Below are 17747 nucleotides of genomic sequence, written 5' to 3' on the forward strand. Positions count from 1 at the left end.
ACACGGGATATCGATGGATGGCGCCGGCTTCAGGGGCCGGCGCCAGGGTTGGCACTGTCAATGCACGAGCATGCCGGTGAACCAGTACGCCTGGGCGTAGGTGATGCAGCCGACCAGCGTGGCGAAGAACAGGCTGTGCTTGAGGGTGAAGCGGAACAGGTCCGACTCCTTGCCGACCAGGCCGGTGGCGGCGCAGGCCACGGCGATCGATTGCGGCGAGATCATCTTGCCGGTCACGCCGCCGCTGGAGTTGGCCGCGACCATCAGCACGTCGCTGACGCCGACCTGGTGCGCGGTGGTCGCCTGCAGCGAGCCGAACAGCGCGTTGGCCGAGGTGTCGGAGCCGGTCAGGAATACGCCCAGCCAGCCCAGGAACGGCGAGAAGAACGGAAAGGCCGCGCCGGTGCCGGCCAGGACCAAGGCCAGGGTCGAGGACATGCCCGAGTAGTTCATGACAAAGGCGAAGGCCAGCACCATGCCGATCGAAACGATGGCCCAGCGCAACTCGATGACTGTCTCTTTAAAAGTGGTAATACCAATTTTTGCGCTGATGCGCAGCACGATCATCGAGACGATGGCCGAGAGCAGGATCGCAGTGCCCGAGGCGGCGATGAGGTCGAGCTTGTACACCGCCGGCATGGCCGTGGCCTTGGCGACGATGGGCGTGCCCTTGATCACCATCTGGTCCAGAAAAGGCACGGCGGTGTTGATGGTCCAGGCCTGCAGCGGGCCACCGGCGGCGAACAGCGCCTTGAACGGTTTCAGGGTCCAGACGGTGACCATGGCGGTCAGGATCAGGAACGGCGACCAGGCCTTGAAGATCTGCCCTGCGCTGTAGGGCGATGGCGTGCGCGAACCCAGCGGGCTGCTGCCACCGCCGCCACCCAGCATGGCTGCGCCGCCACCGCTGATCACCACATCAGTGGCGCGCTGCGGCTGCCAGACCTTGAGGAACAGGGTCAGGGAGATGATGCTCACCAGGGCCGAGGTGATGTCGGGCAGTTCCGGGCCGATGAAGTTGGAGGTCAGGTACTGGGTGATGGCAAAGCTGGCGCCGGCCACCAGGGCGGCAGGCCAGGTTTCCTTGACGCCGCGCATGCCGTCCATGATGAACATCAGCCAGAACGGCACGAAGATCGACAGGAATGGCAGCTGGCGACCGGTCATGGCGCCGATCTTGAAGGCGTCGATGCCCGAGACCTGGCCGGCGACGATGATCGGGATGCCCAGTGCGCCGAAGGCCACAGGCGCGGTGTTGGCGATCAGGCACAGGCCGGCGGCGTACAGCGGGTTCAGGCCCAGGCCGACCAGCAGGGCGGCGGTGATGGCCACCGGGGCGCCGAAGCCGGCTGCGCCTTCGAGGAAGGCCCCGAAGCAGAAACCGATCAGCAGCACTTGCAGGCGCTGGTCGTCGGTGATGGTCAGTACCGAGCTGCGGATGATCTCGAACTGGCCGCTCTTGACGGTCAGTTTGTAGAGGAACACCGCCGCGACGATGATCCAGGCGATCGGCCACAGACCATAGGCAAACCCGTAGCCGGCCGCCGCCAGGGCCATGTCGACCGGCATCTGGAAGGCGAAGATCGCCACCAGCACCGACAGCGCCAGGGTAATGCTGCCGGCGATGTGCCCCTTGAGCCGGAAGATCGCCAGCGCCAGGAAGAAGAACACGATGGGGATGAGCGCAGCGGCGGCGGATAAGCCCAGGCTGCCAAGGGGGGTATAGAGTTGTTGCCAGGTCTGCATGGGGTGGCCCCTAGTTGTTTTTGGTTAGGCCCGGTGTGCTGTGACGTGCGCCGCCGATCGGTGTCACGGTGCGTGGTGTCCAGCCCGCCAGTTCTGGCCTTTCCGGTCGGGAAAGGTCCGGCGATGCGATGGTGGTCAACCATCTGACATTGCGCTTGGATAATTGGTAATACCAATTTACAATGCTTGGTCGCTAGGTTAGAGGCCTTGCTTGGGGTGTGTCAATTTGTCCTTTTGGGACTTTGGTCTGATGCGGGGATGGCAACTGGCTTGGTGGCCGGCTGCGCAAGCGCTTGCAGCAGGTGCCGACAGCGTCTCAATGGGCCAGAATAGACAGCCCGATAACGGGATCGGGAAGTGGAGTGAGGGTTATGGGCTTTGGTCAGGTGCGGCAGCGCCGTTTGTCGGACGATATTGTCGAGCAGTTGGAAAAAATGATTCTCGAGGGGACGTTGAAGGCCGGTGGTCGCCTGCCGGCCGAGCGTGCCCTGGCCGAGCAGTTTGGCGTGTCGCGTCCGTCGCTGCGTGAGGCCATCCAGAAATTGACGGCCAAGGGGCTGCTGATCAGCCGCCAGGGCGGCGGCAATTATGTGGCCGAAAACCTGGGGTCGACGTTCAGTGATCCTCTGTTGCACTTGCTGGAAAACAGCCCGGATGCCCAGCGCGACCTGCTGGAGTTTCGTCATACGCTGGAGGCGTCATGCGCCTATTACGCTGCGCTGCGGGCGACGGACCTGGATCGCGAGCGTCTGCGCCAGGCATTCGATGCGCTGCAGGATTGTTATGCACGGGCCGAGGAGGAGGGTGGGACCGAAGAGGCGGCGGCCGATGCCAATTTTCACCTGGCGATTGCCGAGGCCAGCCATAACACGGTGCTGTTGCACACCATTCGCGGGTTGTTCGACCTGGTGCGGCGCAACGTGGTGATCAACATTGGTGGCATGTACAAGCAGCGCAGCGAAACCCGCGACATGCTGATCGAGCAGCACCGGGAGCTGTTTCTGGCGATCATCGAGCGGCGGGCGGAGGATGCGCGTGAAGTGTCCAGCCGGCACCTGATGTATGTGCAGGAGGTGCTGGACGAGGTGCGCCAGCAGGGCGAAAGGGCTGCGCGGGCCGAGCGGCGGCATAATTTGTAGGGTGTGCGGGCAGGCGCCTGTACGTGGGAGCGACCAGCGGTCGCGAAGGCCGCAGTGAGTTGCGGGTTTTTTCGCGACCGTTGGTCGCTCCTACAAGGTGTTTCTGGGGTCAGTCGTCCTTGCCCTTGCTGCGCACGGCGCGTTGCAGCTCGCGGTCGGAATCGCGTTCGCGCTCGGTGTGGCGCTTGTCGTATTCCTTCTTGCCCTTGCCGAGTGCGATTTCGCACTTGATCAGGTGCTGCTTCCAGTACAGCGACAAGGCGACGCAGGCGTAGCCCTTTTGCTGCACGGAGGTAAAGAGCTTTTCCAGCTCGCGCTGGTTGAGCAGCAGTTTACGGGTGCGTGTCGGGTCGGCGATGACGTGCGTGCTGGCGGTCTTGAGTGGCGTGATATGGCTGCCCATCAGCCAGGCCTCGCCATCCTTGAGCAACACGTAGCTGTCGACCAGCTGTACCTTGTTGGCACGCAGGCTTTTTACTTCCCAACCGGACAGGACCAGACCGGCCTCGAACTTGTGTTCGATGAAGTAATCGTGACGCGCCTTTTTATTTTGCGCGATGGTCCCTGTAGGGTGCTTTTTGAGTTTGGCCATAGGGGGCGCATTATAGGCAGTTGCTTCGATGTCGGCTATGGGCAAGCGGTGCGCTTGAGCACACTGGATGAATCCCGGACAATGCGGTCTCTTTTTATGCAGGTTTCGATGGGGTGGGTGGCCGATCTGATAGGGCGCACCGAAGTTGTTGACCCTTGTATTTCTACCAGATGCGCTTTGTGGCGCCATTCGGCATTCTTGTGATGTGTGCCGCTCAGTTTTGGAAATGACGCTGACATGACTACGCATATTCAACGCTCGGCCCTGTTGCCGTACCCGGCCCGGTTTCTCTACGACCTGGTCAATGATGTCGCGCGTTACCCGGAGTTTCTGCCCTGGTGCGCGGCTGCGCAGGTGCTGGAGAGCAGCGACACGCACATGCGTGCCAGTCTTGAAATCGCCAAGGGCGGGTTGAGTCAGAAGTTCGTGACGCGCAACACCCTGGTGCCGGGCGAGTCGCTGACCATGGATCTGGTCGAGGGGCCGTTCAGCCAGCTGCACGGGGTGTGGACCTTCAAGGCATTGAACGACAAGGCCTGCAAGATCAGCCTGGACTTGTCCTTCGACTATTCGGGTGCCCTGGTGCGGACCACGCTGGGGCCGCTGTTCAACCAGGCGGCCAATACGCTGGTCGACGCCTTCTGTCAGCGCGCCAAGCAATTGCATGGCTGACACCCTGATCGAAATCGAGGTGGTGCATGCCGGCCTTGAACGTCAGGTGCTGCTGGCGGTGCAGGTGCCGGTTGGCAGTACGGTCTACCAGGCTTTGCTGATCAGCGGTATCGGGCAGGCCTTTGCGCAGTTGGACCTGACGACCTGCCCGGTGGGGATCTTCGGCAAGCGGGTCAGTGATCCGCAGGTGCGCATCGTGCAGGCCGGCGAGCGGATCGAGGTTTATCGACCATTGCTGGCCGACCCCAAGGAGATCCGGCGTTTGCGTGCTGCCAAAACGGCACGGGTGCTGAAAAAGGCGCGCCCTTCATAAGCTTTACAAATGACAGGCACAAAAAAGCCCGGCGAACCGGGCTTTTTTTATGGCGGCGTTACCGTGGCGACGTTTCCAGGGGTTCCTGGACGGGGGTCGGTATGGTTTCGACGCTGTCGACGTCTTTCTGGATCTGGTCAAGCAGCGAACCTGGGCGCGGAGGTTCTTCCGGCTTGGGCTGCGGCTGATGCTCGATCGGTGCCGTGGCAGGCTCGGTGGTGGTGTTGCTGCCCTGGCCCAGGATGGCTTCATCGCGGCTGACGCCGGGCATGAAGTCGCCTGAGAGGCTGACCAGTTGATCGTTGCTGTTGAAGATCAGGCTGACACGTTCCTGCTGACGCTCGCCGCCACCGGGCTGCATGCTGTACAGGTAATCCCAGCGATCGGTGTGGAACGTGTCGGTCAGCAGAGGGTTACCCATGATAAACCGTACTTGCCGTCGGGTCATTCCCGGGCGCAACTGGTCTATCATGTCTTGCGTGACGACATTTCCCTGTTGGATGTCGATTTTATAAACCCCGGGGAACGAACAACCGGCGAGTGCGAGCAGTCCCACGAGTGTGAAACTGGTTAGCAAGAGCTTGGTGTTTTGCATCGGTGGGCGACTTCCACTATCTTGGCTGGGACAACGTAAACTCCGATCATACCTGCATTAAGAGAAGCTGCGAAGCAGCGTCTGCGAGAAAGCTGACCATGGTTGAAAATAGCGAACTACGTAAAGCAGGACTCAAGGTGACCCTTCCACGGGTCAAGATCCTCCAGATGCTCGATTCTGCCGAGCAGCGTCACATGAGCGCCGAGGATGTCTACAAGGCACTGATGGACGCCAGCGAGGACGTCGGCCTGGCCACGGTTTACCGTGTCCTGACTCAGTTCGAGGCGGCAGGTCTCGTCGTGCGCCACAATTTCGACGGCGGTCATGCGGTCTTCGAACTGGCTGACGGCGGCCACCACGACCATATGGTCAACGTGGATTCTGGCGAAGTCATCGAGTTCTTCGACCAGGAAATCGAATCGCTGCAAAAGGCCATTGTCGAGCGGCATGGCTTCGAGCTGGTCGATCACAATCTGGTGCTCTACGTGCGCAGCAAGAAAGACTGAGTCTTTTATTGCGTGCATGAAAAAAGCCCCTTGGCGACTCCGGTCGCCAAGGGGCTTTTTTGTGTGCCTCAGTTTTTCGAGGTGACGATCATCTTCTTGGCGTGAGCCAGCGATTCCTTGGTCAGGTCGATGCCGCCCAGCATGCGGGCGACTTCTTCGATGCGTTCGGTCTTGCCCAGTTTCGACACGGCTGTGCGCGTGGCGTTGTTGTCGCGGACCTTGTGCACGAACAGGTGCTGATGGCCTTGTGCGGCCACTTGCGGCAGGTGGGTCACGGTCATGACCTGGCCGCGATCACCCAGCCGGCGCAGCAACTGGCCGACGATTTCAGCGGTCGGGCCGCCAATGCCGACGTCGACTTCGTCGAACACCAGGGTCGGGATGCGCGAGGTCTGGGCGGTGATCACCTGGATGGCCAGGCTGATGCGCGACAGCTCGCCACCGGAGGCCACCTTGGCCAGCGGCTTGAGCGGTTGTCCGGGGTTGGCACTGACCAGCAGTTCGACCTGCTCCAGGCCATAGGGCAGCAGTTCGCCGCCGGCATGAGGCTTGAGTTCGATGCTGAAGCGTCCACCCGGCATGCCCAGGCGATGGATTTCCTGTTCGACGGCGTGGGCCAGTTCGCCCGCCGAGCGGTGGCGAAGGTCGCTCAGTTCCCGGGCCTTTTCCTGATAATGCCGGGCAAAGGACGCCAGCTCGTTCTGCAGGCGCTCGATGGACTCGTCATTGGCATTGAGCGTTTCAATCTCGTCCAGCAGCTTCTGGTGCAGCGTGGCCACTTCGTTGGGCTGGATGCGGTGCTTGCGCGCCAGGCTGTAGATCGCGTCGAGGCGTTCTTCGATCTGTTGCAGGCGGGCCGGGTCGGCATCGAAATGATCGAGAAAGCGGTTGAGCTCGCCCATGGCCTCTTCGACCTGGATCTGGGCACTGGACAGCAGTTCGGTGGCCTCGTGGAGGGCGGTCGAAGCATTGCTGACCCCCGACAGGCGGTTGAGGCTGTTGGTCAGGGCGTGCAGGACGTTGCCCGAGTCGCTTTCGCTGCACTGCTCGATCACCTGGCGGCAGATGCCCAGCAGGCTTTCGGCGTTGGTCAGGGCCTTGTGGTCCTGCTCGAGGTTCTCCAGTTCGTTTTCGCCCAGGCTCAGGCTTTCGAGTTCTTCGAGCTGGTAGCTGAGCAACTGGTGGCGGGCGCGTTGTTCGTCGCCGGAGTTGGACAGGCGTTCCAGCTCCTGGCGGGTCTGGCGCCAGCGTTGCGAAGCCAGGTGCACCTGGCGGGCGAGGTCGGTGGCGCCGGCGTATTCGTCAAGCAGGCGCCGGTGGGTCTCGGCCTTGAGCAGCGACTGGTGCTCGTGCTGACTGTGAATGTCGATCATCAGCTCGCCCAGCGCCTTGAGGTCGCCTTGCGGGCAGGGCGTGCCGTTGATGTAGGCGCGCGAGCGGCCTTCGGCGGTGATGACCCGGCGCAGGATGCACGGGCCCTGGTTGTCGAGGTCGCGCTCGGCCAGCCAGGCTTGTGCTTCGGGAATGTCAGCCAGGTCGAAGGTGGCCAGGATATCGGCCTTGTCGGCGCCCGGGCGGACCACGCCACTGTCGGCCCGGTCACCCAGGGTCAGGCCCAGGGCGTCGAGCATGATCGACTTGCCGGCACCGGTTTCGCCCGTGATAACGCTCATGCCGCGATCGAGTTCAAGATCGAGGTGCTCAACGATGGCGTAATTGTGTACGGAAAGATGGACCAGCATGAAGTGGCTCCGAGACAGTTCTTCTGGTTATTTATACAGTGTTTGATTCCGCTCTGACAATGCCTGCCTTTAGTTCGATTTCATCGGTCGACGTACGGCCTTAGTCGTTCCTGTCGCCGGCTTGAGACGCTCGTCTGGGTTTTATGGCGCAATTTTTCATCACAATTGGCAACTTCCTGTAGGCCGGGCCCTTGAAGCCGTAAATTCCGTTCCCATATAGGGGGGCAGAAGCGCGAGTTGGGTTCGCGGACGTTTTTGAAAGGAGAGCTCTATGGCTGACGAACAGAATCTGGATACGCAGGCTCAGGATCAGGCTGCGCAATCGGCGACAGGTGAAGACCTGGCAGTGCGCGTGCAGGTGCTCGAAGAGCAGCTGGCTGCCGCGCAGGACCAATCTCTGCGTGTGGCTGCGGATCTGCAGAATGTCCGCCGCCGTGCCGAGCAGGATGTAGAAAAGGCGCACAAGTTTGCGCTGGAGAAATTTGCCGGTGATCTGTTGCCGATCATCGACAGCCTGGAGCGTGGTCTGGACCTGTCCAGCCCGGACGATCAAAGCATCCGTCCGATGCGCGAAGGCATCGAGCTGACGCTCAAGATGTTTCAGGACACGCTCAAGCGCTATCAGCTGGAGGCGGTCGATCCACACGGCCAGCCCTTCAATGCTGATCAGCACCAGGCCATGGCCATGGAAGAAAGTGCCAACGTCGAGCCCAACACGGTGCTCAAAGTGTTTCAGAAGGGCTACCAGCTCAATGGTCGCCTGCTGCGCCCGGCAATGGTCGTGGTCAGCAAGGCCCCTTCGCCTGCCAAACCGTCGATTGACGAGCAGGCTTGAAATCGGCCGACCAGGCCCCATTTAAAGGTCAAGCGTTCAAGTGCTACCGCAATCTGTGAACCCGGTTGCGGCAACCCTACAAAAGTTTCGGGAGAGTAAAGATGGGCAGAATTATCGGTATCGACCTGGGGACCACCAACTCCTGCGTTTCGATTCTGGAAGGCGGTAATGTCAAGGTGATCGAAAACGCCGAAGGCACCCGCACCACGCCTTCGATCGTGGCCTACGCCAACGACGGCGAAATCCTGGTTGGCCAGTCGGCCAAGCGCCAGGCGGTCACCAACCCGCACAACACCCTGTACGCGGTAAAGCGTCTGATCGGCCGTCGCTTCGACGAAGAAGTCGTTCAGAAAGACATCCAGATGGTGCCTTACAAGATTTCCAAGGCTGACAACGGTGATGCCTGGGTCGAGGTCAATGGCCAGAAGATGGCGCCTCCTCAGATTTCCGCTGAAATCCTGAAGAAAATGAAGAAGACCGCCGAAGACTACCTCGGCGAGCCTGTGACCGAAGCGGTCATCACCGTACCGGCCTACTTCAACGACAGCCAGCGTCAGGCCACCAAGGACGCCGGTCGTATTGCCGGTCTGGACGTCAAGCGCATCATCAACGAGCCGACTGCGGCTGCGCTGGCCTACGGCATGGACAAGGCCAAGGGCGATCACACCGTGATCGTTTATGACCTGGGTGGCGGTACCTTCGACGTGTCGGTGATCGAAATTGCCGAAGTCGACGGCGAGCACCAGTTCGAAGTACTGGCCACCAACGGTGACACGTTCCTGGGCGGTGAAGACTTTGACATCCGTCTGATCGACTACCTCGTCGACGAATTCAAGAAAGAAAGCGGCATCAACCTCAAGGGTGATCCGCTGGCAATGCAGCGCCTGAAAGAAGCCGCTGAAAAAGCCAAGATCGAGCTGTCCTCCAGCCTGCAGACCGACGTCAACCTGCCGTACATCACTGCAGATGCAACCGGTCCGAAGCACTTGAACGTGAAGATCTCGCGTTCGAAGCTCGAATCGCTGGTCGAAGACCTGGTGCAGCGCACCATCGAGCCATGCCGCGTTGCCCTGAAAGATGCCGGTATCGACATTGGCGCGATCAACGACGTGATCCTGGTCGGCGGTCAGACCCGCATGCCGCTGGTGCAGAAGCTGGTGACCGATTTCTTCGGCAAGGAAGCGCGCAAGGACGTCAACCCTGACGAAGCCGTGGCCATGGGTGCTGCCATCCAGGGTGCGGTACTGGCCGGTGACGTCAAGGACGTCCTGCTGCTGGACGTCAGCCCGCTGACCCTGGGTATCGAAACCATGGGTGGCGTGATGACCGCGCTGATCGAGAAGAACACCACGATTCCGACCAAGAAATCGCAGGTTTTCTCCACCGCCGACGATAACCAGAACGCCGTGACCATTCACGTGCTGCAAGGTGAGCGCAAGCAGGCTGGCCAGAACAAGTCCCTGGGCAAGTTCGACCTGGCCGAGATTCCGCCAGCACCACGCGGTGTGCCGCAAATCGAAGTGACCTTCGACATCGACGCCAACGGCATCCTGCACGTCGGCGCCAAGGACAAGGCCACCGGCAAGCAGCAGTCCATCGTGATCAAGGCCAACTCCGGTCTGTCCGAGGAAGAAATCCAGCAGATGGTGCGTGACGCCGAAGTCAACGCCGAAGAAGATCGCAAGTTCGAAGAGCTGGCCTCTGCCCGTAACCAGGGCGATGCCCTGGTGCACTCGACTCGCAAGATGATCTCTGACGCTGGCGACAAGGTCACCGCTGAAGAGAAGACCGCTGTCGAGGCTGCACTGGTTGCGCTGGAAGCTGCTGTCAAGGGCGACGACAAGGCGCTGATCGAAGCCAAGGTCGAAGAACTGTCGAAGGTTTCCGCACCCATCGCGCAGAAAATGTACGCCGAGCAGGCTGAAAGCCCTGAGGCCGCTGCCAAGCCGGCCGAAGGCGCAGCCAAGCCTGACGACGTCGTCGACGCCGAGTTCGAAGAAGTCAAGGATAACAAGTAAGCGCAGGCTCACTTGCAAGCCGGTTGACCGCTGTGTTGCGGTCGCTGGTAGGATGTCGCCGCGCGGGAGCTTGCTCCCGCGTTGGCGTGTCTGGAGCAGACGAAATTTCCGGTGGTTGCCGCACGGCGGCAGGCACCTTGCGGCAAGGCTGCGATGCTCCTGCATCAAGGCTTGTTCTGCCGCTTTCTCGGCCATCGGTGGCCGTTGAACGAAGACCAGGATCGTTGAATTGACGTGAGTTGGGTCCGGGCCTTTATTGGGCTCAACGAGTCAGGCCAGGCTCAGGAGAGTCAGGCCGGACGTCCTCAAGAGTGCGGAAGAATATATGGCTAAGCGTGACTATTACGAAGTGTTGGGGGTCGAGCGCGGCGCCGGTGAGGCGGAGCTGAAAAAAGCCTATCGCCGCCTGGCGATGAAGCATCACCCGGACCGTAACCCGGATGACAAGACCTCGGAAGAGCTGTTCAAGGAGGCCAACGAGGCCTACGAAGTGCTGTCCGATGCCAGCAAGCGTGCGGCCTACGACCAGTATGGCCATGCCGGTGTCGACCCGAGCATGGGTGGCGGCGGTGGCGGCTTCGGTGCGGGCGGTGCGAACTTCTCCGATATTTTCGGTGACGTGTTCAGTGACTTCTTCGGTGGTGGACGTGGCGGCGGTGGTCGTGGTGGTCCGCAGCGCGGCAGCGACCTGCGCTACACGCTGGAGCTGAACCTTGAAGAAGCGGTGCGCGGCACGACCGTGAATATCCGCGTGCCGACGCTGGTCAACTGCAAGCCGTGCGACGGCAGCGGTGCCAAGAAAGGCTCGTCGCCGATCACCTGCCCGACCTGTGGTGGTATCGGTCAGGTGCGCATGCAGCAGGGCTTCTTCTCGGTGCAGCAGACCTGCCCGCGCTGCCATGGCAACGGCAAGATCATTTCCGATCCGTGCGAATCCTGCAATGGCGAAGGCCGGGTCGAGGAATACAAGACCCTGTCGGTCAAGGTGCCGCCCGGTGTCGACACCGGCGATCGCATCCGCCTGTCGGGCGAAGGCGAGGCCGGCCCGCACAGCGGTCCGAGCGGCGACCTGTACGTGGTCATCAATGTGCGCGAGCACCCGATCTTCCAGCGCGACGGCAAGCACCTGTTCTGCGAAGTGCCGATCAGCTTTACCGATGCGGCGCTGGGCGGCGAGCTGGAAGTGCCGACCCTGGACGGTCGCGTCAAGTTGAAGATCCCCGAAGGCACCCAGACCGGCAAGCAGTTCCGCCTGCGTGGCAAGGGCGTGGCGCCGGTACGCGGTGGCGGCCCTGGCGACCTGATGTGCCGTGTGGCGGTCGAGACGCCGGTGAACCTGGGCAAGCGTCAGCGCGAACTGCTCGAGGAATTCCGTGAGTCGCTCGAAGGTGACCAGTCGCACTCTCCCAAGGCCAGTGGCTGGTTCGAGGGTGTGAAGCGTTTCTTCGGCGATTTGTAAGGTTATCCACAGGAGCAGGGTATGCGACGTATTGCTGTGACAGGCGCCGCCGGGCGCATGGGCAAGATTCTGATCGAAGCGGTCGGCCAGGCGCCGGGCGCCGGGCTGACCGCCGCCATCGACCGTCCCGACAGCACGCTGGTGGGCGCCGATGCCGGCGAACTGGCAGGGCAGGGCCGCATCGGCGTGCCCTTGTCGGGTGACCTGGCCCGGGTGGCCGAAGAGTTCGATGTGTTGATCGACTTCACCCATCCTTCGGTGACGCTGAAGAACCTGGCGTTCTGCCGCAAGGCGGGCAAGGCCATCGTGATCGGCACCACCGGGTTCACGGCCGAAGAAAAGCTGCGCCTGGCCGAGGCGGCCAAGGAGATTCCGGTCGTCTTCGCGGCCAACTACAGCGTTGGCGTGAACCTGTGCCTGAAGCTGCTCGACACGGCCGCGCGGGTGCTGGGTGACGAGGTCGATATCGAGATCAGCGAAGCGCACCACCGGCACAAGGTCGACGCGCCTTCGGGCACGGCCTTGCGCATGGGTGAAGTGGTGGCCAATGCGCTGGGTCGTGACCTGGAAAAAGTCGCCGTCTATGGGCGTGAGGGCCAGACCGGTGCGCGCGAGCGGCAGACCATCGGCTTTGCCACGACCCGCGCCGGCGACATCGTGGGTGACCATACCGTGCTGTTCGCCGCCGATGGCGAGCGCGTCGAAATCACCCACAAGGCGTCGAGCCGCATGACCTTTGCACGCGGTGCCGTGCGTGCAGCGCTGTGGCTGGACGGCAAGGCGCCAGGTTTGTATGACATGCAGGATGTGCTGGAACTGCGCTGATTAACGGTCGAGGTCGGCGAAAATCCTGAATTTTCACGACCTTGGCGATCAGCAACAGAAATTGCGTGTCCAGACTGGCTGCATTTGCAGTAGACCAAAACAGGCCTTTTCTGTAAGCTACAGCTTTAGTGTGTCCACTAAAAGCGCGCAGATGAATCCATAAGAAAGCGGGGTGACGTATCAAAACGTCATTCCGCTTTTTTACAACCTGCGATCGCCCTTTCAGGCTTTATTTACGGGAGGTCTTCTTGACTAAGCCAGCCATACTCGCCCTTGCTGATGGCAGCATTTTTCGCGGTGAAGCCATTGGAGCCGACGGTCAGACTGTTGGTGAGGTGGTGTTCAACACCGCAATGACCGGCTATCAGGAAATCCTTACCGATCCTTCCTATGCCCAGCAAATCGTCACCCTGACTTACCCGCACATTGGCAACACCGGCATCACCCCGGAAGACGCCGAGTCCGACCGCGTCTGGTCAGCCGGCCTGGTCATTCGCGACCTGCCGCTGGTGGCCAGCAACTGGCGCAGCAAGATGTCTTTGCAGGACTACCTGAAGGCCAACAACGTCGTGGCCATCGCCGGCATCGACACCCGTCGCCTGACCCGCATCCTGCGTGAAAAGGGCGCCCAGAACGGCTGCATCCTGGCCGGTGACAACATCAGCGACGAAGCGGCCATCGAAGCGGCACGCGGCTTTCCGGGCCTCAAGGGCATGGACCTGGCCAAAGTGGTCAGCACCAAAGAGCGCTATGAGTGGCGTTCCAGTGTCTGGGAACTGAAAACCGACAGCCATCCGGAAATTGCGGCCGCCGACCTGCCTTACCATGTCGTCGCCTTCGACTACGGCGTCAAGGTCAACATCCTGCGCATGCTGGTCGAGCGCGGCTGCCGCGTGACCGTGGTGCCGGCACAGACCCCGGCCAGCGATGTGCTGGCACTCAGCCCGGACGGCGTGTTTCTGTCCAACGGCCCGGGTGACCCGGAGCCTTGCGACTACGCCATCCAGGCGATCAAGGATGTGCTGGAAACCGACATTCCGGTGTTCGGCATCTGCCTGGGTCACCAGTTGCTGGCCCTGGCCTCCGGTGCCAAGACTGTCAAGATGGGTCACGGCCACCACGGTGCCAACCACCCGGTGCAGGACCTGGACAGCGGCGTGGTCATGATCACCAGCCAGAACCACGGTTTTGCGGTCGACGAGGCCACCCTGCCAGGCAACGTCCGCGCCATCCACAAGTCGCTGTTCGACGGCACCCTGCAAGGTATCGAGCGCACCGACAAGAGCGCGTTCAGCTTCCAGGGTCACCCTGAAGCCAGCCCGGGTCCAAACGATGTAGCGCCTTTGTTCGATCGCTTCATCGATGCCATGGCCAAGCGCCGCTGACCGGTTGCCTTGAAAATGAAACAAGCAGGTGCCCGGGTGGCCCCGGACCTTATCGGTCCGGTCGCTGCCACCCGGCATCGCCATGAATATTCAAGACGGCTTGCCGACTGAATTGCGGAGTTGAGTGACAACCCATGCCAAAACGTACAGACATTAAAAGTATCCTGATTCTCGGCGCCGGCCCCATCGTGATCGGCCAGGCCTGTGAATTCGACTACTCCGGCGCCCAGGCCTGCAAGGCCCTGCGCGAAGAGGGTTACCGCGTCATCCTGGTGAACTCCAACCCGGCCACCATCATGACCGACCCGGCCATGGCCGACGCCACCTACATCGAGCCGATCAAGTGGCAGACCGTTGCCAAGATCATCGAGAAAGAGCGTCCTGACGCCGTACTGCCGACCATGGGTGGCCAGACCGCCCTGAACTGCGCCCTGGATCTGGAGCGCGAAGGCATCCTGGAAAAGTTCGGCGTGGAAATGATCGGTGCCAACGCTGACACCATCGACAAGGCCGAAGACCGCTCGCGCTTCGACAAGGCCATGAAGTCCATCGGCCTGGCCTGCCCGCGTTCCGGTATCGCCCACAGCATGGAAGAGGCCTTCACGGTCCTCGAAAAGCTGGGCTTCCCGTGCATCATTCGTCCGTCCTTCACCATGGGCGGCACCGGTGGCGGTATCGCTTACAACCGTGAAGAGTTCGAAGAAATCTGTGCCCGTGGTCTGGACCTGTCGCCGACCAAGGAGCTGCTGATCGACGAGTCGCTGATCGGCTGGAAAGAGTACGAGATGGAAGTGGTCCGCGACAAAAAGGACAACTGCATCATCGTCTGCTCCATCGAGAACTTCGACCCGATGGGCGTGCACACCGGTGACTCGATCACCGTCGCGCCGGCCCAGACCCTGACCGACAAGGAATACCAGATCCTGCGTAACGCCTCCCTGGCGGTGCTGCGCGAGATCGGCGTCGAGACCGGCGGTTCCAACGTGCAGTTCGGTATCTGCCCGAACACTGGCCGCATGGTCGTGATCGAGATGAACCCGCGTGTCTCGCGCTCTTCGGCACTGGCCTCCAAGGCCACCGGCTTCCCGATCGCCAAGGTCGCGGCCAAGCTGGCGGTCGGCTACACCCTCGACGAACTGCAGAACGACATCACCGGCGGCAAGACCCCGGCGTCCTTCGAGCCGGCCATCGACTACGTCGTGACCAAGCTGCCGCGTTTCGCCTTCGAGAAGTTCGCCAAGGCTGACGCCCGCCTGACCACCCAGATGAAGTCGGTCGGTGAAGTCATGGCCATCGGCCGGACCTTCCAGGAATCCCTGCAAAAGGCCCTGCGTGGCCTGGAAGTGGGCGTGTGCGGCCTGGACCCGAAAGTGGACCTGAGCCACCCGGAAAGCATGAGCACCCTCAAGCGCGAGCTGACCGTGCCGGGTGCCGAGCGTATCTGGTACGTGGCCGATGCCTTCCGTGCCGGCATGACCGTCGAAGAAATCTTCGCCATGAACATGATCGACCCGTGGTTCCTGGTGCAGATCGAAGACCTGGTCAAGGACGAAGAGAAGGTCAAGACCCTGGGGCTGTCGAGCATCGACCGCGACCTGATGCTGCGCCTCAAGCGCAAGGGCTTCTCCGATGCGCGCCTGGCCAAGCTGCTGGGTGTGACCGAGAAGAACCTGCGCACGCACCGTCACAAGCTGGACGTGCTGCCGGTCTACAAGCGCGTCGACACCTGTGCCGCCGAGTTCGCCACCGACACCGCCTACATGTACTCCACGTACGAGGAAGAGTGCGAGGCCAACCCGTCGACCCGCGACAAGATCATGATTCTGGGTGGCGGTCCCAACCGCATTGGCCAGGGTATCGAGTTCGACTACTGCTGTGTGCATGCGGCCCTGGCGCTGCGTGAAGACGGCTATGAAACGATCATGGTCAACTGCAACCCGGAAACCGTCTCCACGGACTACGACACCTCCGATCGCCTGTACTTCGAGCCGGTGACCCTGGAAGACGTACTGGAAATCGTACGGGTCGAGAAGCCCAAGGGCGTCATCGTCCAGTACGGCGGGCAGACCCCGCTGAAACTGGCTCGCGCCCTGGAAGCGGCCGGCGTGCCGATCATCGGCACCAGCCCCGACGCCATCGACCGTGCCGAAGACCGCGAGCGCTTCCAGCAGATGGTCGAGCGCCTGAACCTGCGTCAGCCGCCAAACGCCACCGTGCGTAGCGAAGACGAAGCGATTCGTGCCGCTGCCAAGATCGGCTACCCGCTGGTCGTGCGCCCGTCCTATGTCCTGGGTGGCCGGGCGATGGAAATCGTCTATCAGGAAGACGAGCTCAAGCGTTACCTGCGCGAAGCGGTGCAAGTGTCCAACGACAGCCCGGTGCTGCTGGACCACTTCCTCAACTGCGCCATCGAAATGGACGTGGATGCTGTCTGCGACGGCACCGATGTGGTCATCGGCGCGATCATGCAGCATATCGAGCAGGCCGGCGTTCACTCCGGCGACTCGGCGTGCTCGCTGCCGCCGTACTCGCTGCCGGCTCACATCCAGGACGAAATGCGCGAGCAAGTGCGCAAGATGGCCTTGGAGCTGGGTGTGGTCGGCCTGATGAACGTACAGCTGGCGCTGCAAGGCGACGATATCTACGTCATCGAAGTCAACCCGCGCGCCTCGCGTACCGTGCCGTTCGTGTCCAAGTGCATCGGTGTCTCCCTGGCGATGATTGCCGCCCGTGTCATGGCTGGCAAGACCCTCAAGGAGCTGGGTTTCACCAAGGAAATCATTCCTAACTTCTACAGCGTCAAGGAAGCGGTGTTCCCGTTCGCCAAGTTCCCGGGCGTCGACCCGATCCTCGGCCCTGAGATGAAGTCCACCGGTGAAGTGATGGGCGTCGGCGACACCTTCGGCGAAGCGTTCGCCAAGGCCCAGATGGGCGCCAGCGAAACCCTGCCGACCAGCGGCACTGCGTTCATCAGCGTGCGTGACGACGACAAGCCCCTGGTGGCCGGCGTTGCCCGTGACCTGATCAGCCTGGGCTTCGAAGTGGTGGCCACCGCCGGCACGGCCAAGCTGATCGAAGCCGCGGGTCTCAAGGTCCGTCGCGTCAACAAGGTGACCGAAGGTCGTCCGCACGTTGTCGACATGATCAAGAATGACGAAGTCACGCTGATCATCAACACCACCGAAGGCCGTCAGTCGATTGCTGACTCCTACTCCATTCGTCGCAATGCGTTGCAGCACAAGATCTACTGCACGACCACCATTGCGGCCGGCGAAGCCGTCTGTGAGGCGCTCAAGTTCGGTCCCGAGAAGACCGTACGCCGCCTGCAGGACCTGCATGCAGGATTGAAAGGATGATTAAATACCCCATGACCGTCCAGGGCGCTCGCGCCCTGGAAGAAGAACACGCCCACCTGACCAAGGTGGTCCGCCCCAAGCTCAGCCAGGACATCGGGACTGCGCGCGAGCTGGGTGACCTCAAGGAAAACGCCGAATACCATGCCGCCCGCGAGCAGCAGGGCATGGTCGAGGCGCGGATCCGCGACATCGAGGGCCGCATGCAGAATGCCGTGGTGATCGACGTCACCACCATCGAGCACACCGGCAAGGTGATTTTCGGCACGACCGTGGAAATCGCCAATGTCGATACCGACGAAAGCGTGACCTACCAGATCGTTGGCGAGGACGAAGCGGACATCAAGCTGGGCAAGATTTCGGTAGGCTCGCCTATCGCCCGTGCGCTGATTGCCAAGCAGGAAGGTGATGTGGTGGCGGTGACGACACCCAAGGGCGTGATCGAGTACGAGATTGTCGAGGTTCGCCACATCTGAGGCGACTTGCCAACCTGCTGCTGAATGAGCTTTGGCCGCCCGCCCGGATATTCCGGGTGGGCGGCCTGCTTTTAAGGGCCAGGCTACGAAC

Annotated in this window: 15 protein-coding genes; 11 read left to right on the forward strand and 4 right to left on the reverse strand. The window is 61.6% G+C overall.

The features are described 5' to 3' along the window. Window positions 1-57: 57 nt before the first annotated feature. Window positions 58-1746: a lactate permease LctP family transporter gene (locus tag ASF84_RS00070; protein WP_056833982.1), complete on the reverse strand. Its 1689-nt coding sequence runs from the start codon at window positions 1744-1746 to the stop codon at window positions 58-60. Between the two features lie 371 nt (window positions 1747-2117). On the opposite strand from ASF84_RS00070, the gene ASF84_RS00075 reads away from it, so the two are divergent. After that, window positions 2118-2885, forward strand: a complete 768-nt coding sequence (locus tag ASF84_RS00075) for a GntR family transcriptional regulator (protein WP_056833984.1) — start codon at window positions 2118-2120, stop codon at window positions 2883-2885. A gap of 109 nt (window positions 2886-2994) precedes the next feature. Here ASF84_RS00075 and smpB read toward each other — a convergent pair whose 3' ends face one another. Continuing rightward, on the reverse strand, window positions 2995-3477 hold the full coding sequence (smpB, locus tag ASF84_RS00080; RefSeq protein ID WP_056833987.1) for an SsrA-binding protein SmpB: 483 nt from the start codon (window positions 3475-3477) through the stop codon (window positions 2995-2997). Between the two features lie 237 nt (window positions 3478-3714). Between smpB and ASF84_RS00085 the strand changes: the two genes are divergently transcribed. Together ASF84_RS00085 and ASF84_RS00090 are read left to right on the forward strand one after the other, a co-directional pair. Beyond that, complete coding sequence (locus tag ASF84_RS00085; RefSeq protein ID WP_056833989.1) at window positions 3715-4149, forward strand: type II toxin-antitoxin system RatA family toxin; 435 nt, start codon at window positions 3715-3717, stop codon at window positions 4147-4149. Then, on the forward strand, window positions 4142-4462 hold the full coding sequence (locus tag ASF84_RS00090) for an RnfH family protein (protein ID WP_056833990.1): 321 nt from the start codon (window positions 4142-4144) through the stop codon (window positions 4460-4462). Before ASF84_RS00085 ends, ASF84_RS00090 begins: the two co-directional genes overlap by 8 nt. 58 nt (window positions 4463-4520) lie before the next feature. On the opposite strand, the gene ASF84_RS00095 is transcribed toward ASF84_RS00090, so the two are convergent. Beyond that, window positions 4521-5057: an outer membrane protein assembly factor BamE gene (locus tag ASF84_RS00095; RefSeq protein ID WP_056833992.1), complete on the reverse strand. Its 537-nt coding sequence runs from the start codon at window positions 5055-5057 to the stop codon at window positions 4521-4523. Between the two features lie 98 nt (window positions 5058-5155). On the opposite strand from ASF84_RS00095, the gene fur reads away from it, so the two are divergent. Continuing rightward, complete coding sequence (gene fur / locus ASF84_RS00100) at window positions 5156-5563, forward strand: ferric iron uptake transcriptional regulator (RefSeq protein ID WP_056833994.1); 408 nt, start codon at window positions 5156-5158, stop codon at window positions 5561-5563. Window positions 5564-5631: 68 nt separating this feature from the next. Here fur and recN read toward each other — a convergent pair whose 3' ends face one another. Next, window positions 5632-7305, reverse strand: a complete 1674-nt coding sequence (gene recN, locus ASF84_RS00105; protein WP_056833997.1) for a DNA repair protein RecN — start codon at window positions 7303-7305, stop codon at window positions 5632-5634. Window positions 7306-7576: 271 nt separating this feature from the next. On the opposite strand from recN, the gene grpE reads away from it, so the two are divergent. The 7 genes from grpE to greA all read left to right on the forward strand — a co-directional run bounded on the left by grpE (window position 7577) and on the right by greA (window position 17656). Continuing rightward, window positions 7577-8140 (forward strand): nucleotide exchange factor GrpE, encoded by a 564-nt coding sequence (grpE, locus tag ASF84_RS00110; RefSeq protein WP_056833999.1) that lies wholly within the window; start codon window positions 7577-7579, stop codon window positions 8138-8140. A 101-nt stretch (window positions 8141-8241) separates the two neighbouring features. Further along, a complete protein-coding gene (dnaK, locus tag ASF84_RS00115; RefSeq protein ID WP_056834000.1) occupies window positions 8242-10158 on the forward strand; it encodes a molecular chaperone DnaK in 1917 nt (638 codons plus the stop codon). Window positions 10159-10483: 325 nt separating this feature from the next. Further along, window positions 10484-11617, forward strand: coding sequence for a molecular chaperone DnaJ (dnaJ, locus tag ASF84_RS00120; RefSeq protein ID WP_056834003.1), 1134 nt, complete (start codon window positions 10484-10486; stop codon window positions 11615-11617). 21 nt (window positions 11618-11638) lie between these two features. Further along, a complete protein-coding gene (dapB, locus tag ASF84_RS00125) occupies window positions 11639-12442 on the forward strand; it encodes a 4-hydroxy-tetrahydrodipicolinate reductase (RefSeq protein ID WP_056834005.1) in 804 nt (267 codons plus the stop codon). A gap of 248 nt (window positions 12443-12690) precedes the next feature. Beyond that, window positions 12691-13827 carry a glutamine-hydrolyzing carbamoyl-phosphate synthase small subunit gene (carA, locus tag ASF84_RS00130; protein WP_056834007.1) on the forward strand — a complete coding sequence of 379 codons (1137 nt, stop codon included), beginning with the start codon at window positions 12691-12693 and terminating at the stop codon, window positions 13825-13827. A gap of 134 nt (window positions 13828-13961) precedes the next feature. Then, window positions 13962-17183, forward strand: a complete 3222-nt coding sequence (gene carB / locus ASF84_RS00135) for a carbamoyl-phosphate synthase large subunit (protein ID WP_056834009.1) — start codon at window positions 13962-13964, stop codon at window positions 17181-17183. Next, complete coding sequence (gene greA / locus ASF84_RS00140; protein WP_056834011.1) at window positions 17180-17656, forward strand: transcription elongation factor GreA; 477 nt, start codon at window positions 17180-17182, stop codon at window positions 17654-17656. Before carB ends, greA begins: the two co-directional genes overlap by 4 nt. Window positions 17657-17747: the final 91 nt, after the last annotated feature.

The organism is Pseudomonas sp. Leaf127 (assembly GCF_001423155.1).
GTDB lineage: Bacteria > Pseudomonadota > Gammaproteobacteria > Pseudomonadales > Pseudomonadaceae > Aquipseudomonas > Aquipseudomonas ovata.

Bases quoted from the DNA above. Each gene is read 5' to 3' on its own strand.
- ASF84_RS00075 (WP_056833984.1), top strand. From the start codon at position 2,118: ATGGGCTTTGGTCAGGTGCGGCAGCGCCGTTTGTCGGACGATATTGTC.
- ASF84_RS00085 (WP_056833989.1), top strand. From the start codon at position 3,715: ATGACTACGCATATTCAACGCTCGGCCCTGTTGCCGTACCCGGCCCGG.
- ASF84_RS00095 (WP_056833992.1), bottom strand. From the start codon at position 5,057: ATGCAAAACACCAAGCTCTTGCTAACCAGTTTCACACTCGTGGGACTG.
- dnaJ (WP_056834003.1), top strand. From the start codon at position 10,484: ATGGCTAAGCGTGACTATTACGAAGTGTTGGGGGTCGAGCGCGGCGCC.
- ASF84_RS00090 (WP_056833990.1), top strand. From the start codon at position 4,142: ATGGCTGACACCCTGATCGAAATCGAGGTGGTGCATGCCGGCCTTGAA.
- fur (WP_056833994.1), top strand. From the start codon at position 5,156: ATGGTTGAAAATAGCGAACTACGTAAAGCAGGACTCAAGGTGACCCTT.
- grpE (WP_056833999.1), top strand. From the start codon at position 7,577: ATGGCTGACGAACAGAATCTGGATACGCAGGCTCAGGATCAGGCTGCG.
- ASF84_RS00070 (WP_056833982.1), bottom strand. From the start codon at position 1,746: ATGCAGACCTGGCAACAACTCTATACCCCCCTTGGCAGCCTGGGCTTA.
- dapB (WP_056834005.1), top strand. From the start codon at position 11,639: ATGCGACGTATTGCTGTGACAGGCGCCGCCGGGCGCATGGGCAAGATT.
- recN (WP_056833997.1), bottom strand. From the start codon at position 7,305: ATGCTGGTCCATCTTTCCGTACACAATTACGCCATCGTTGAGCACCTC.
- carB (WP_056834009.1), top strand. From the start codon at position 13,962: ATGCCAAAACGTACAGACATTAAAAGTATCCTGATTCTCGGCGCCGGC.
- greA (WP_056834011.1), top strand. From the start codon at position 17,180: ATGATTAAATACCCCATGACCGTCCAGGGCGCTCGCGCCCTGGAAGAA.
- dnaK (WP_056834000.1), top strand. From the start codon at position 8,242: ATGGGCAGAATTATCGGTATCGACCTGGGGACCACCAACTCCTGCGTT.
- smpB (WP_056833987.1), bottom strand. From the start codon at position 3,477: ATGGCCAAACTCAAAAAGCACCCTACAGGGACCATCGCGCAAAATAAA.